We start from the raw sequence: 14,341 nt of genomic DNA, 5'->3' as shown, positions 1-14,341 counted from the left end.
GGCACATACAGGTAAAAACCCGTAATCCATTTATTTTTTCGTAATGTTAGATGGATTGTCACTTTGGGTTGCCATAACTTCTAAGTTCTTAGAATGTATGGCGGGGACGACGGGGCTCGAACCCGCGACCTCTGCCGTGACAGGGCAGCGCTCTAACCAACTGAGCTACGTCCCCAGATTGTTTCTTCAACAATTCGGATGATGATGTCCCATAGAATGAGCGGAGTTGTCTCCAGCTCAGATCTATCTTGTCGTTGATTTGGACTCAAACGGGCTTTCCTGGACACCAAATCTATCAGCCCAACGACAAGATAAAGTCTATCAGATGGGGAGTCGTTTCGGTGTTCCCTCTCGCTTCCGCGGATTAGATTTCCGTTCCGGCGAGTTCAACTGAGACCTCGCGTAACAGATCGCCATCGAGAGAGACGCGGTTTCAGAGGATGGGATGTTTGGGGAGGAAGACGGGGAGATAAAATGGAGCCGATGAGCGGAGTTGAACCGCTGACCTACTGATTACGAATCAGTTGCTCTACCAACTGAGCTACATCGGCCTGCCTCACCCATTCTAGTGTCTGAGGAGCCATCTAGCAAAATCTTCCTTCAGAATCTCTACCGCATCGGCACAAAGGCCCTCTCGCATGCTCCCGGGGTCCTCTTTGAGGCGGCAGTGGCCTGACTCTTCTCCGCGACGATGACGTTATTGCCGTGCCCAAAGTCGAGGTTCGTCCCGGGCGAGATGGTAGTGATGCCCGCGAAGGCCGCGTGGACCTGGGTTGGCTTTATCCCTTTGACGATGACGTTCTGCAGCGTCACCTCGGTGCGATGCTCCTCATCCAGCCCCGCGATCAGGACATCGCCCGGCGTCATGCTGATGACGTTCTCAATCGTGATGCGCTTGTAGTCCGGAATGCGGTCGCCCGTGTACTTCGGATCCTCGAAGCCCTCGGTCGTCTGGTTGGTGTAGTAGGGCGAGATGGCGATAGGATTCGCCACTCCGCGCATGCAGATGTTGCGGTACACCAGGTCGTGGACCGGCCCGCCCCGCGTCACGCTGCTCTTGATGCGGATGCCGCTGGTGGTGTGGTCCTCCGTGAGGCCGTCCACCAGCAGGAAGCTCTGGCCCGTGTAGGTCTCGCTTCCGATCGACATGCCGTGCCCGCTGTAGAAGTGGTTGTCCAGCACACTCATGTGCGAGACGCCGGTCTTGATCGCGATATTGTCGTCGCCGTTGTCGATCCAGCTATGGGCCACGGTGATATTCGTGGAGCTGCCTGGGTCGATGCCATCGGTATTCCGAGCATCGATGCTCTTATCCGTCGGCGTCACCAGATGAACGCCCCATGCGGTAAATCCGTTTGTGCCGTTGACGCTTACGTGGAAGTTGGGCGAGTTGTGCAGCGTGATCCGATACAGGATCAGACCGTCCGCCTTGTTCGCCACCAACAGCCGTGTGCTGTAGTACTTCTCGTTCTTAGGCTCGGCCTTCCGGGCCATCTGCCACCAACTGTAGTCCTTGCCCAGGATCGTCGCGTAGCCGCGCCCGTCGATCACACCATCGCCCATCACCGCCGCGTCCTTCACGTTCACCGCCGAGAGCAGTGGCCTACATCCGCCTCGCGCCGTAGCTGCCCGCGGAGGAGCGGGAAAGACCGCCGGCTCAGTCTTTGCGATCGTGCCGCACAGGCCGGGAGTCATCGGCTCCTCGTCCGGCCTGGCCACCATGTCGTACACGGCGGCGTCCCGCGAGCCGAAGAGCGTTACGCCGCGGTCGATCAGCAGCGTCACTCCGCTGCGCAGCCCCAGCGGCCCGGTCAGGAAGGCATTGTGTCCCGCATCGGCCTTCAACTCCACCGCCATGCCTGGCTTGCACTTATCGAGCTCCTCCTGAATCCTTGCCGTATCGAGCTTATGCTCGTCGGCCTCTGCCAGCTTGTTCCCTACTGCCGTCAGCTTGGAAGCCAGTTGTACGCACGCTGCGGGAATCTTCGGCTCCGTCACCTGGCGTGTGTCCTGGCTCTGCGCCATCAGCCCTGCCAGAGACAAGAGGGCTGCCCCGCCCCAACCACACATCCGCCTTCGACTGAATGCCATTGGTCCGACCTCCTCAACCTGCCCAGCCAAACTAGCACAAGGAGCGGAGGACGGTCACTCCCGGCAAGGCGCCCCTTGCGGATGTCGAATCTGGTTCGAGCCTCGCTGAGAGGCCAATACGCAGGCCGAGGACCCACGGAGACAGACACGCGTCGCTAAAGGCAGGAGCGGTCTCCTGCGGCTTGGGAAGCCCGTTCAGAGGACAGCTCGACACCGCGATGACCTCCACCAAAGTGGCATTGACCCTTCGGTCCCGATCCTCTCTAAAAATGCGTCCGAAAAGACGAAGAGGCCACCCGGCAACAAGGTGGCCTCTTCTTTAGGGAGAATAGTTCCAACGGAGGCAAAGCCATCAGAACTTTCTGGCGAAATACTAAGTTTGGCCCAAACAGGTGTCAAGGACTAAACTTGCCCTCCATAACTCATTATTTAGGAGTTAGTTACGGGAGTAGCAAACCAGATAACACCCGCGCAGTCTTCGCCTAAGCTTCGCCTGAACCGCGGCGAGCAGTTTTCAAAGCTTCCTCAAATGAGAGGCTTACCTCGGAGCCTGCACCACCACAGGTGCAGAAATCAGCAGCCAAAACGTCAGGTTTGCTGCCCGGTTCCCGGGCTCTCGGTGTGAATCGGCGAGGCGGTACCCCGCAGATCGATCCGTAAAAATTCTGGTTCGCTCGCCGCCGGCTTGCCCTGCAACACCCGAATCGCCGCCCGGCCACCGCCCAGGAACAGTCCCAGGATGACCGCCGCGAGCGCTCCGACGGCGCAGAAGGTGGCAATGCTCGTCAACAGGCTATAGGTCTTGCCGACTTCCGCATGGAACTCCAGCGGCATCTTCTTGTCCCAGGTCACCTGCACCGGGAGATGAATCTGCTCGACCAGTTCCTTCTCCTGCATCGCCGAGAAGCCTCCGGTTGCCAGCAGCACCATCGGTCCCTCCCGCCGCAGCTTCACGGTCCCGAACGCACTACGGTTGGCGTTGATATTCGCCTCGATCGCCCGGCCACGGTCGCCCGCGATCTGCGGCGTCGGATACAGCAGCAACGTCAGCACTCCGCCACCAGCGTACTTGGCCGTCACCACCTCGGCGCTCTTATCCCAGGCCAGCAGATCCGGCGGCAGAATCCCGCCCTCGGCCTTGTAGCTCTCTGGACCCAGCGCATACCGCACGCTTCCGGCCTCCAGCCCTTTGGCCGGAACCAACGTCGGAAGCAACGGTGCGGAGCCCTTCGGTCCGCCAATCTTCGGCAGCGCGATCTCCAGCTCTTTAAGCTCGTTCACCAGCGCAGCACGCCCCTGCTCGGACCTCGTCATCACCACCGTGGATCCCGACCAGAACAACGCCTCATTGCCTGTGACGGCTGCGTTCGCTCCCAGCTTCTGTCCTGCCGAAAGCCCGTGCAGCTCCGGTCTCCGGTAGAACGAAAAGGCAGCGGCAGCGCCAGTCGCATCGCCAAACTGCAACGCCTTTACCTCAACGGTCCCGGCTCCATGTGCTGGAGCATACTTCGCCACGGAGAACCGCTCGATCCCAAACTCCTTCAAGGCAGCGGCGTTCGCTGCATCTACCTGAGCGCCATCGTTGCCGGTCGTCGGAGCTCCGGATTGCTCCCACGGCCCGAACTTTACCGGCAGCAGCGGAGCCGGAGGAACCACCACCGTGGTCTTTACCTCTTGCGCGAAACCACCCGCCGCGGCCCCCATCAACATCAGCGCAACGGCCACCCGGCCCATCCAATGAAACCCACGAAACTCGAAGTTAAATCCGGCCATGTGAAACCTGCCCATATCAATGGTCAGACTACACCACCGCGAATCCGTAAGCGAGGCCATACCTCGGCGAAATCCCGTGAAGATCCACGGTCGCGTCTCTACGAGGAGCAGTAGATCTACTTCGCGCTGGCCCGCTCCGTGGGCGACCTCACACCGCTCAGCCCACCGGCATACTTCGCCACACCTTTATAGAGGCTCTCCGCGACGCGCTGCCGATAGTCCGGCTGCTGCAACTGGCTTGCGTCCTTCGGATTCGTAACAAAGGAGATCTCCGCCAGGATGGAAGGCATGTTCGCTCCAATCAGCACCACGAACGGAGCCTTCTTCACGCCACGATCCTTCAGACCCGCATTGCCGCGCTGCAACCCGCCGTACAGGCTCTCTTCGACGTCGCCCGCGAACTCCCGCGACTCCGAGATCTTGTCCTTCAGCGCGATCTTCTTCACCAGATCGCTCAACTGATGGATCGACTGATCCGACACCGCGTTCTCTCTCGCCGCAGTCTCCAATGCATCGGGCGATGAGGTGAAGTTGAGGTAGTAGGTCTCCACGCCCCGCGCGCTCGGGTCGCTGGAAGAGTTGGCGTGGATGCTCAGAAAGAGATCCGCCTGCGCCTTGTTCGCAATGGCCGTCCGCGTCTCCAGCGGGATAAACGTATCGTCCGACCGCGTGTAGATGATCTCCGCGCCGAGCCGGTCGTGCAGCGCCTTGCCCAGCCGCAACGCTACATCCAGCACCACATCCTTCTCTTCGATCCCGTCGACGCCCAGCGTCCCGGAGTCGTGCCCGCCATGGCCCGGATCGATGACGATCCGCCCGATCTTCAACCCCAGCGCCCGCACCAGCGAAGTCTGTCCATCCGCTGTCGGCACCGCCGCCCGCGCCGGAACGGAGTCGTCCGCTCGCGCTGCCTTGCCCTTGCGGACCTTCTTCGTCAGGCTCGAAGCACTCGGCACAGCCACACTGCTCGCCGTGTCTCCCGTGCCCACCAACCCGCTCACACCTTGATTTCCGGCGGAGGCGGTTCCATCCCCGACGATCTGCCCATCCGGACCCTGCGCCCGGGACCCTGAGCCCGGCTTCTCCACCACCGCCGCGATCGGCTGCGAGGTGGGCACGCTCGTAGCCTCAACCTTGCCCGGCTGCGCGCTCAACGCAGCGATCTCCGTCGCGCTGGAGCTTCGCGTAAAGATCGTATTCGGCACAGGCCGGGCCTGCGTGGGCTTTACCACCGGAGCCGTGCGGGGCGCTGGAACCTGCGTCGGAACCGGGGCCTGCAATACGCTCTCGCCACTCGGAGCCGTGGCTGCGATGGAGTCGGGCGCAGCGGCTGCCTGCGTCGTCTTCGCTCCGCCGTGAATGTCGATGATCAACCGGTAAGGATTCGGCAGCAAAAACGCCGAGTACTCCGTCACATCGTTGACGTCCAGCACCACCCGCGTCATGTCGTTCGAGAACTGTGCCGCACGAATCTTCTTCAGGAACCCGTCGTCCGTCACTCCGAAGCTCTTCCCCACTAGCTCCCGCGCCAACTGCGTCCCATGGAGATCGAAGTAGATACGGTCCGGATTAGGCACACGAGCCGCCTCGAAGGTCACATCGTCGCCAAGATCGATCGCCACACGCGTATACGTCGGCGTCGACCAGTGCCGAATCCCCGAGACCAACGCCAGCTTGCCCGACCGCTTTACGACAGTCTTTGCGACGGCCGGACCAGCCACCGGAACCGCAGATTGCGCCGGAGCACTCTGCCGGTCGAGATCCTCATCCACCGGCCGCGCTGTGCCACTCCTGTCTGCAGTATCCGAAGGCGCAGCAGCGGAAGCAGCCGTCCCAATCCCGTTCGTCCCATTAGGTCCATTAGACCCACGCGTCGCAGCAGTCGCAGGCAAACTCACCAGCGGCCTCACCCCAGAAGCGTCGCCACGCGCCACCGCCTGCTCCCTGGACGCTGGAACCTGAGCCCTCAGCCCTGCGCTCTGCGCCCTCGATCCCGCGCTCAAGGCCTCCAGTCCAGCCCGCGCCTCCTCCGCATGTTCGCTCTTCGGAAACTGCTTCAGCAGCAACGAATAGCGCTCCCGCGCCGAAGCCTCGTCGCTGAGATCGTTCGCATAGATCTGCCCCTGCGCCAGCAACGCCGCCACCCGCAGCGAACTCCCCGGATACTGCATCCGCAAAAACTCATACTGTCCGACCGCAGCCTTCAGGCTCTTCGTATCGCGCAGGTCGCGGCCTTGTTCGGCCAGCAGCTCCGCCACGGCAAAGACCGCGTTGGGAGCGTGCACATCCTGCGGATGATCGTGATACACCGCACGAAATCCATTCAACGCAGTCGTGTAGTTCGCCTTGATCCGGTTCCCCTCAGGAATCGCCTCCAGCGTATCCCGTCCGCGCTCCGCCAGCTCCCACGGAGTTGACGCGACCCGCCGGTTCAAACTCTTCGTCGTCCTCGAACTTGTACCCACCTTCGACGCGGCCTGCGCAGAGCTCCACGCCACCACGCAGCACCCGACTACCGCGGCGCAACCCACACCCCGCCACCACCCAATTCGCACTTTCTTGCACAGAGCCATACAGCCTCAGTTTAAGAGCCCCCACACTCCACCGCCGATGAAAAGCCAGCCGGTACTCCCCCCGATACCCCCCACCAAGTTTGTGAAACCAAATTTTCAATCAAAGAAGCATGTCGATGCGGCGATCAAGCGAACTCAATCGAGCGTTGAGCACTCGAATATTCAAAACGGGAATCACTTAAATCCAAGCACCTACAGCACGCGGCTATGCTCGTAGCCTTCCGCCGTCAGCGCCGCCAGCAACTCCACAACCTGATCCCGGCCACGCGTCTCCAGAGTGATATCGATCGTCGTATTGCCAAGATTCACGCCATAGTAGGCGCGGTTATACAGCGTATCGACGATGTTGGCCCGATAGCTCGCCAGCAGCCGCGTCAGATCCGCCAGCGCACCCGGCTTGTCCAGCAGGTGAATCCGCAGGCGAATCATTCTGCCATCCTGCACCAGACCGCGCTCGATGATCCGCGACAGCAGCGTCACATCGATATTGCCGCCACACACCATCACAGCGGTATGCGATCCCGGTGTCAGCACCGAGCTCTTGCCCTGCAACACCGCCGCCAGAGCCGCGGCTCCCGCGCCTTCGGCCAGCGTCTTCTCCCGCTCCAGCAGCACCAGAATGGCGGAGGCGATCTCATCCTCGTCGACCGTCACCAGTTCGTCGACGTAGCGCTCCACCATCGGGAACGTCACCGATCCAGCGCGCCGTACCGCGATGCCATCCGCGATCGTCGTCGAAGGATCGACCGTCACCGGATGACCCTCGGCTCTCGCCGCCAGCATCGAGGCCAGCCGCGAGGTCTGCACCCCGATCACCTTCACCTGCGGCTTGGACTCCTTGATCGCGCACGCTATGCCGCCGATCAGACCGCCGCCGCCGATCGGCACGACGATCGCCTCCAGCTCCGGAACCTGCTCCAGCACCTCCAGCCCGATCGTCCCTTGCCCTGCCATTACCACCGCGTCGTCGAACGGATGGATGAACGTCATCCCCGCCGCATCGCACAGCCGCATCGCCTCGACGTAAGCCTCGTCGTAGTTGGCGCCATGCAGCACTACCTCCGCGCCGAAGCCCCGCGTCGCCGTCACCTTCACCAGCGGAGTCGCCAGCGGCATCACGATCAGCGCCTTAATCCCTCGCTTGGTCGCGTGGTACGCCACACCCTGCGCATGATTGCCCGCGCTCGCGGCCACCACACCCCGAGCTGCCTGCTCCGAAGTCAGCAGCGCGATGCGGTTCAGCGCTCCGCGCTCCTTGAAGCTCCCCGTCATCTGCAGGTTCTCGAGCTTCAGGTAGATCTGCTGCCCCGTCAGTCCGGACAGGACCTGCGAGTGCGGACAAGGCGAGTAGTAGATCGACCCTCGCAGCCGCTCCCGCGCGGCGACGACGTCATCCAGGTTGATCGGTAACTGCACTTGTTCCATTGTGGGTGTCTGCATTGGGCTTCTGTTGATGGTAGCTGAACCCTCCAATTTCCACACCCTCGCGGCTCTTGACCGATGCCCTACACTTGCAGCAACAGACAGCATCCGCTGCCCATCGACACATCAACAGGTCTCCGGAACACCTTATGAAGTGGAAGGTACCAGCTACCGTCCTCATACTCGCGACCGCAGTCCTGCTCCTGGCCCTGCGCATCCACGCGCACGCCACGCACGACCTCGCCCCACCCCAACTCGCCCGCAACTTCCCCGCCACGATGCCCGCCACCGTCCTGTGGGCCTGGGAGGAGCCCGAAGACCTCACCACCCTCGATCCCACCCGCACCGGCGTCGCCTACCTCGCCGAGACCCTCACCCTCAGCGACCACCTCACCCGCCGCCCTCGCTTCCAGCCCCTCCGCGTCGCTCCCGGCGCAAGTGTGATGGCCGTGGTCCGCATCCAGCCGACCACAACCTTCCGCGACACTCCTGCACTTCGCACCGCAACCGCCGAAGCCCTCGCCACCGTTGCCCGTCAGCCTAACCTCCGCGCCCTGCAGGTGGACTTCGACGCCACCCGCTCGCAACGTGACTTCTATAGCGCGATTCTTCATCAGCTTCGTCCCCGGATGCCTGCCGCGATGCCTCTCTCGATCACCGCGCTCGTAAGCTGGTGCAGCACCGGCGACGCTGCCGGCAACTGGCTCGCCAGCCTGCCCATCGACGAGGCCGTTCCTATGTACTTCCGCCTCGGCGGCACATCAAAACCCACCGCCGACAAGACCGACTACCGGCTCCGCCAACCCCTCTGCCGCACCAGCACCGGCGTCTCCACCGACGAGTCCTGGCCTACCCTCACCGCTGCCTCGCGCCTCTACCTCTTCGCGCCCCAGCCTTGGACCGCGCACCAGATCGCCGCCATCAACACCACGCCCAACGCCGTTCTCCACCAGGAGCTCCACCCATGAAGCGCCTCCGACACCTCGCCCTCGTCATCCTGCTCCTCTGCCTCATCGTGCGTCCCAGCAACGGCTGCAGCCCGGGCGATCCCCAGGCCATCTTCGTCCACCTCTACGGCCCCGACGCTTCCTACAAGGCCTATGCCGCTGGACGACTCGGCGTGATCCTCCCCACCTTCCGCGCCCGCCACCTCGTCATTGCCTACGACTATCTCAACGGCCGTCCCCTCACGCCGCAAGAGCAGTCCCAGGCCGAAGCCGCCGAACACGCCATCAACTGGCAGGACTATCGCGCCGAGCCCACATCCGAGCCCCAGCCTCCATCTCCAGGCATGCACCAATGGATCGAAGCTCATCAAGCTGCAATCCCTGGCACACTCAATCCCCTTACGACCGACCGCAAAGTTCCCGGCGAGAACTACGAATCCTTCACTAACTGCCTCGACGACGCCTTCCTCAACGCCGCCAACACACTCAACGCCCGCCAACAGGCCTACGGCAAATCCTCTCCCGAAGTCCTCGACTGGATTCAAGGTCAGGACTCCGTCTTCTCCAACTGCAGTAACACCGGCTCCATGCCGGACCCCGTCCCTGCAACCGCAAACCTATGGTTGAAGCAAGACCGCGCCTACCAGATAGCGGCGGCCAACTTCTACGCCACCAACTACGACGCCGCGCTCAGCGGCTTCCGCGCCATCGCCGCGGATCACGCCTCCCCATGGCACACCATCGCGCCCTACCTGGTCGCTCGCACCCTGATCCGCCAGACCACCGTCGGCGGCAAACCCACCAACGATAACCCCGACGACCTCAACAAGATCAAAGCCGAACAGCAGCGCCTCCACGCAGGATTCGGAACCGCACTTCAGCAACTTGACGCCATCCTCCATGACCCCAACCTCCAATCGACCCACTCCGCAACGAACGGACTCCGCGACTTCGTAGCCGCACGCGCGGAGCCCGACGTACAGGCGCAGAGACTCGCCACCCGCCTCTCCTCCGATCCCCACGGCCTCGACTTTCGCCACAATCTCATCGACCTGACCTATATCCTCACCAGGCCAACCAGGACCCTTCCACAGGGGGCCGTAAAGTCCAATCCCGCCGGGCTGCTGAGCTTCCTCGGAACCATCAGCACCCCAACCACTCCACCGCCACCTAGCTTCTACGAGTCCACGCCACCCGAGCTCCCAGCTCAAACTCAAAGCCGGCTGGCCATCCAACACACCGCTGCCCAGACCGCCTACACCCAGTGGCAGTCCACGAAGAAGCCTGCCTGGCTCGTCGCCGCTCTCACACTGGCGCAATCCAGCGACCCCTTCGCCGCCGAACTCATCACTGCTGCCGCTGCTCTTCCCGCAAACTCACCCGCCTACACCTCCGCGACCTACAACAGTCTCCGGCTCAAAGCCGCTGCCCCTGCTACGCGCACAGAGCTCCTCGCCATCCTGCCTACAGTCGAACGATCCGAGTCCCGCTCCACCATCAACCTCTTCGCCGGACTACTCAGCCGGACCGCCCCGACCCTCACCGACTTCCTCAAAGCCGCGCCTCGCCTCCCCAGCGGGTCCGACTACGAAGGCACGATCGGCGCGCCCACGGATATCCCCACGCCCGAACTCTGCGGTCCCAAATTGGACGCAGCTCATACTCCCCTCTTTGACTCAGAGGCCGCCGCAATCCTCAATCAGCGCCTGCCCCTTCGCCTCCTGCGCGAGGCCGCCGTCTCTGACGCTCTGCCGCCAAACCTCCGCTTCCAGCTCGCCAATGCCACTCTCACCCGCGCCGTCCTGCTCGACGACCCCGCCACCGCCGCCGCCCTCACACCGGTCCTCGTTGGCTGCCAACCCGCCATGAAACCCTGGCTCGACCGCTACAACGCCGCCACCACACCAGAACAGCGCCACCTTCAGGGCCTCTTCCTGCTCATGCGCTTCCCCTCCACCGAACCCCTCGTCCGCACCGGCAACCAACGCTCCACCGGCTTCGCCACCTACAGCCTCCTGCGGGATAACTGGTGGGCGGGAAATACCCAGTACATCCCGCCACCCATCCCCGCTGCATCGTCCACACCCGTTCCATCCAATCCTCAAAACTTGATGGCAGTCGAGCCAGAGATACGCTTCGTCACCCCGGAGTCCCCCAACTTCAAACCAGCCCTCTTCTTCGAGCCCATCGTCTCGGCCTCCCAGCTCCCCTCGCCCTCATTTCTCACCTCCGCTGACTCCGCAGAAGCCGCCCGCGAAGTACTCGCCCTCCAGCACATCCCCGGAGCAGCCGACTACTTCTCCCGTCAGGCTCTCGCATGGGTGAAGGCACATCCCGACGACCCCGACAACGCCGAGCTCCTCGGCTTCGCCACGCGCGCCCTGCGCAACAGCTCCCGTACCTCCGAGACCCGCGAGCTCAACCATCAACTCTTTCTCACCCTGCAGAGCAAATACCCCAACTCCACCTGGGCGAAGCGCTACACCTCCTGGGAGTAGGCAAAAAAACTCCCCAACCCGGTACGCATGGTTGAGGAGCCGAATGAAACCTGTGGAGTACAGAGCATCGATAACGTTTCTAGCTCTGTAGCAATTTCATAAAGAGAGTGAAGACTGACTCGAAAGACTAGCGCGGATAATCCCGGCGATCGTCCCGCTGTTCGCGCTTCTTGACAGCCTTATCCTTGCGGACCTTGTTGGCGATCGCGCCTCCGCCTGCGCCCGCCGCACCGCCGATCAAAGCACCTTTTCCGCCGCCCAGCACACCGCCGACGACTGCGCCTCCGACCGCCGATCCTCCGACGACCTTTGCGCCCGTATGATTTCGATGATCCTTGGCGGTCTGCTCGCGCTCGGCGCGGTCGTGCGCCTCCTGAGCGCTCTCACTGCGCTGCGCATAACCAGCCATCGGCAAAGACACGACAGAACTAAACAGGACCACAGCTGCGATTCGATTGAATTTCATGCCATTCTCCTTATTGTTCTTTCCAGGTTGGATGCCGTAATCGGCTTCGATCCCACGAAAAACTCAAGAAAAAAGCAAAAACTACGCGGTAGCCCGCCGGAATGGTTGCCTTGGCCCTGCAAAATCAGTCGCTTCCACCTGGAATGCGGTCACTGGCCAGACCGCCCTTGCGGACCCCGCGCCAGTCCATGTATCGTTGAACTCAAGATGATCACTAATTCCAGCCGATTCTGGTTTACGTTCCGCTACTGGCGCACGGTAGCGGCATCGGCGGAGTAGCTTCATCTGAGTGATTGCTGAAAGAATTCAGTTGATTCGACATCCACACGAGCCGCGACCCACAGTCGCGGCTTTCGTTTGCGTAAACGTACGGCCCAGCCCAAGGAGAACACTCCAATGAGCACAGCAACAGTCAATCCGCCTCTCAATCCAGTCCAGGGCGTCCCTGGCCGCTTCGGAGCCTACGGCGGCCGCTACGTCCCTGAGACGCTCATGGCCGCCCTCGAAGAGCTGGAAGCCGCCTACGCCGAGGCCCAGGCAGACCCCGAGTTCCAGACCACCCTCGACGGCCTCCTCCACCACTACTGCGGACGCCCCACCCCCCTCTACTTCGCCAAACGCCTCTCCGAGCAGCTTGGCGGAGCCAAGATCTACCTCAAGCGCGAAGACCTCCTCCACACCGGCGCGCACAAGATCAACAACGCCCTTGGCCAGGGTCTGCTCGCCCGGCGCATGGGCAAGCAGCGCATCATCGCCGAGACCGGCGCCGGCCAGCACGGCGTCGCTACCGCCACCGTCTGCGCTCTGCTCGGCCTGGAGTGCGTCATCTACATGGGCGAGGAAGACATGCGCCGCCAGGAGCTCAACGTCTACCGCATGCGCCTGCTCGGTGCGGAGGTTCGCGGCGTCTCCGGTGGCTCAGCCACCCTTAAGGACGCCATCAACGAGGCCATGCGCGACTGGGTCACCAACGTCCGCAACACCTACTACGTCCTCGGCAGCGCGCTCGGCTCGCATCCCTACCCCACCATGGTGCGCGACTTCCAGCGCGTCATCAGCCGCGAGGCCCGCATTCAGATCCTCGAGCAGGAGGGCAAGCTCCCCGCCGCCATCGTCGCCTGCGTCGGCGGCGGCTCCAACGCCATCGGAGCCTTCTATGAGTTCCTCTCCGACTCCAACGTCCAACTCATCGGCGTAGAAGGCGGCGGACGCGGCACCGCTCTCGGCGAACACGCCGCACGCTTCCAGAAGATCGGCGGCGGCCTCCCCGGAGTCCTCCAAGGGACTTACTCCTATGTGCTGCAAAACGACGCCGGGCAAGTCAGCAGCACCCACTCCGTCTCCGCCGGTCTCGACTACGCCAGCGTAGGCCCGGAGCACGCCATGCTCCACGACTCCGGCCGCGCCACCTACACTTCCTGCTCGGATACCGACGCCCTCAAGGCCACCGTCGCGCTCTCCCGCACCGAAGGCATCATCCCCGCACTGGAGAGCGCTCACGCAATCTCCGAAGCCATGCGCCTCGCCCCCACCATGGCGAAGACCGACGTGCTCATGGTCAACCTCTCCGGACGCGGCGACAAAGACATCGGCATCCTCGCCCGCGAGCTCGACCTCAAAGGCGCGGAAGCCAGCCCAATCGTATCGATCTAGCAACCACGACAACGACAGCACAAAATGCAATGGAGGACGTGTGGCACTTGAGTTTCATGGCAAGCCCGGGATAGTCATCTATCTCACCGCAGGCGACCCCGACCTGGCAATCACCCGCGACATCGCGCTCGCCGCGATCGACAACGGCACGGACGTCATCGAGCTTGGCGTTCCCTTCAGCGATCCTCTCGCCGACGGGCCCGTCATCCAACGCGCCAGCGAACGCGCCGTAGCCCGCGGCACCCGCCTCACCGACGTCCTCGCCATCGCCACCGAGCTCCGGGCCGCACGCCCCAACGCCGGCATCATCCTCTTCTCCTACCTCAACCCTGTAGTTCGCATGGGCATGGAGAAGTTCTGCACCGCCGCAGCCGAGGCCGGAGCCGACGGCGTCCTCCTCACCGACATGATCGTCGAAGAGGCCGGCGAGTACCTCGAATCCATGCGCACTCACCAGCTCGCGCCAGTCTTCCTCGCCGCGCCCACCAGCCCCGATGCCCGCCTCAAGGCCATCGGCGAAGCCTCCCGCGGCTTCGTCTACGCGATCTCCCGGCTCGGCATCACCGGAACACGTCAGCAGGTCGCCAGCGACGCTCCACCTCTCGTCGCCCGCCTTCGTCAGTTCACCACCTTGCCTATCGCGCTCGGCTTCGGAATCTCCAACGCCGAGCACGTCAAAGCCGTAGGCGAGTTCGCGGATGCAGCCGTCATCGGCAGCGCCATCGTCTCCCTCATTGAGAAGACGCCACCCGAAGAAGCCGCCGCAGCGGTAGGCAAATTCATCGCGGGGCTCAGAGCATGACCACTATCCTGCCCATGCCAGACCGTGGCTCGCCGTACAGTCACGCGGGTATCATTAAGGCAGGAACGTTCCCGCGGCAGCCAGGAGCTGCTGCAATCATTACGTACGAAAACCGG

9 protein-coding genes and 2 tRNA genes are annotated in these 14,341 nt (G+C 62.8%); 4 read left to right on the top strand and 7 right to left on the bottom strand.

Annotated elements, in window-relative coordinates; translation table 11 throughout:
* Nucleotides 1-98 precede the first annotated feature (98 nt).
* The 6 genes from HB393_RS03655 to HB393_RS03630 form a co-directional block, all read right to left on the bottom strand.
* Nucleotides 99-175: transfer RNA gene (locus HB393_RS03655), tRNA-Asp, on the bottom strand.
* Between the two features lie 300 nt (nucleotides 176-475).
* Nucleotides 476-551 (bottom strand) — tRNA-Thr (locus HB393_RS03650).
* A gap of 58 nt (nucleotides 552-609) precedes the next feature.
* Nucleotides 610-2,091, bottom strand: coding sequence for a glycosyl hydrolase family 28 protein (locus tag HB393_RS03645; protein WP_255550772.1), 1,482 nt, complete (start codon nucleotides 2,089-2,091; stop codon nucleotides 610-612).
* Between the two features lie 588 nt (nucleotides 2,092-2,679).
* Nucleotides 2,680-3,864 carry a DUF6599 family protein gene (locus tag HB393_RS03640; RefSeq protein WP_213803799.1) on the bottom strand — a complete coding sequence of 395 codons (1,185 nt, stop codon included), beginning with the start codon at nucleotides 3,862-3,864 and terminating at the stop codon, nucleotides 2,680-2,682.
* Between the two features lie 116 nt (nucleotides 3,865-3,980).
* Nucleotides 3,981-6,437: an N-acetylmuramoyl-L-alanine amidase gene (locus tag HB393_RS03635; protein WP_213803798.1), complete on the bottom strand. Its 2,457-nt coding sequence runs from the start codon at nucleotides 6,435-6,437 to the stop codon at nucleotides 3,981-3,983.
* A gap of 192 nt (nucleotides 6,438-6,629) precedes the next feature.
* On the bottom strand, nucleotides 6,630-7,877 hold the full coding sequence (locus HB393_RS03630) for a threonine ammonia-lyase (RefSeq protein WP_255550771.1): 1,248 nt from the start codon (nucleotides 7,875-7,877) through the stop codon (nucleotides 6,630-6,632).
* A 131-nt stretch (nucleotides 7,878-8,008) separates the two neighbouring features.
* Here HB393_RS03630 and HB393_RS03625 point away from each other — a divergent pair, with 131 nt between their 5' ends.
* A complete protein-coding gene (locus tag HB393_RS03625; protein ID WP_213803797.1) occupies nucleotides 8,009-8,827 on the top strand; it encodes a DUF3142 domain-containing protein in 819 nt (272 codons plus the stop codon).
* Nucleotides 8,824-11,304 (top strand): hypothetical protein, encoded by a 2,481-nt coding sequence (locus tag HB393_RS03620; RefSeq protein WP_213803796.1) that lies wholly within the window; start codon nucleotides 8,824-8,826, stop codon nucleotides 11,302-11,304. The genes HB393_RS03625 and HB393_RS03620 overlap by 4 nt, the downstream gene beginning before the upstream one ends.
* Nucleotides 11,305-11,431: 127 nt before the next feature.
* Here HB393_RS03620 and HB393_RS03615 read toward each other — a convergent pair whose 3' ends face one another.
* Nucleotides 11,432-11,770, bottom strand: coding sequence for a hypothetical protein (locus HB393_RS03615; RefSeq protein WP_213803795.1), 339 nt, complete (start codon nucleotides 11,768-11,770; stop codon nucleotides 11,432-11,434).
* 396 nt (nucleotides 11,771-12,166) lie between these two features.
* Between HB393_RS03615 and trpB the strand changes: the two genes are divergently transcribed.
* Together trpB and trpA are read left to right on the top strand one after the other, a co-directional pair.
* Nucleotides 12,167-13,423 carry a tryptophan synthase subunit beta gene (gene trpB, locus HB393_RS03610; protein ID WP_213803794.1) on the top strand — a complete coding sequence of 419 codons (1,257 nt, stop codon included), beginning with the start codon at nucleotides 12,167-12,169 and terminating at the stop codon, nucleotides 13,421-13,423.
* Nucleotides 13,424-13,463: 40 nt separating this feature from the next.
* Complete coding sequence (gene trpA, locus HB393_RS03605) at nucleotides 13,464-14,225, top strand: tryptophan synthase subunit alpha (protein WP_213803793.1); 762 nt, start codon at nucleotides 13,464-13,466, stop codon at nucleotides 14,223-14,225.
* Nucleotides 14,226-14,341 lie beyond the last annotated feature (116 nt).

This window comes from Granulicella sp. dw_53 (assembly GCF_018449545.1).
Classification (GTDB): Bacteria; Acidobacteriota; Terriglobia; order Terriglobales; family Acidobacteriaceae; genus Edaphobacter.
This window is presented reverse-complemented; position numbering and strand designations above follow the sequence as displayed.

What these genes read in the sequence shown, in the direction of transcription:
- HB393_RS03645 (WP_255550772.1), bottom strand. Translation starts at nt 2,091, where the DNA reads ATGGCATTCAGTCGAAGGCGGATGTGTGGTTGGGGCGGGGCAGCCCTC.
- HB393_RS03640 (WP_213803799.1), bottom strand. Translation starts at nt 3,864, where the DNA reads ATGGCCGGATTTAACTTCGAGTTTCGTGGGTTTCATTGGATGGGCCGG.
- HB393_RS03635 (WP_213803798.1), bottom strand. Translation starts at nt 6,437, where the DNA reads ATGGCTCTGTGCAAGAAAGTGCGAATTGGGTGGTGGCGGGGTGTGGGT.
- HB393_RS03630 (WP_255550771.1), bottom strand. Translation starts at nt 7,877, where the DNA reads ATGCAGACACCCACAATGGAACAAGTGCAGTTACCGATCAACCTGGAT.
- HB393_RS03625 (WP_213803797.1), top strand. Translation starts at nt 8,009, where the DNA reads ATGAAGTGGAAGGTACCAGCTACCGTCCTCATACTCGCGACCGCAGTC.
- HB393_RS03620 (WP_213803796.1), top strand. Translation starts at nt 8,824, where the DNA reads ATGAAGCGCCTCCGACACCTCGCCCTCGTCATCCTGCTCCTCTGCCTC.
- HB393_RS03615 (WP_213803795.1), bottom strand. Translation starts at nt 11,770, where the DNA reads ATGAAATTCAATCGAATCGCAGCTGTGGTCCTGTTTAGTTCTGTCGTG.
- trpB (WP_213803794.1), top strand. Translation starts at nt 12,167, where the DNA reads ATGAGCACAGCAACAGTCAATCCGCCTCTCAATCCAGTCCAGGGCGTC.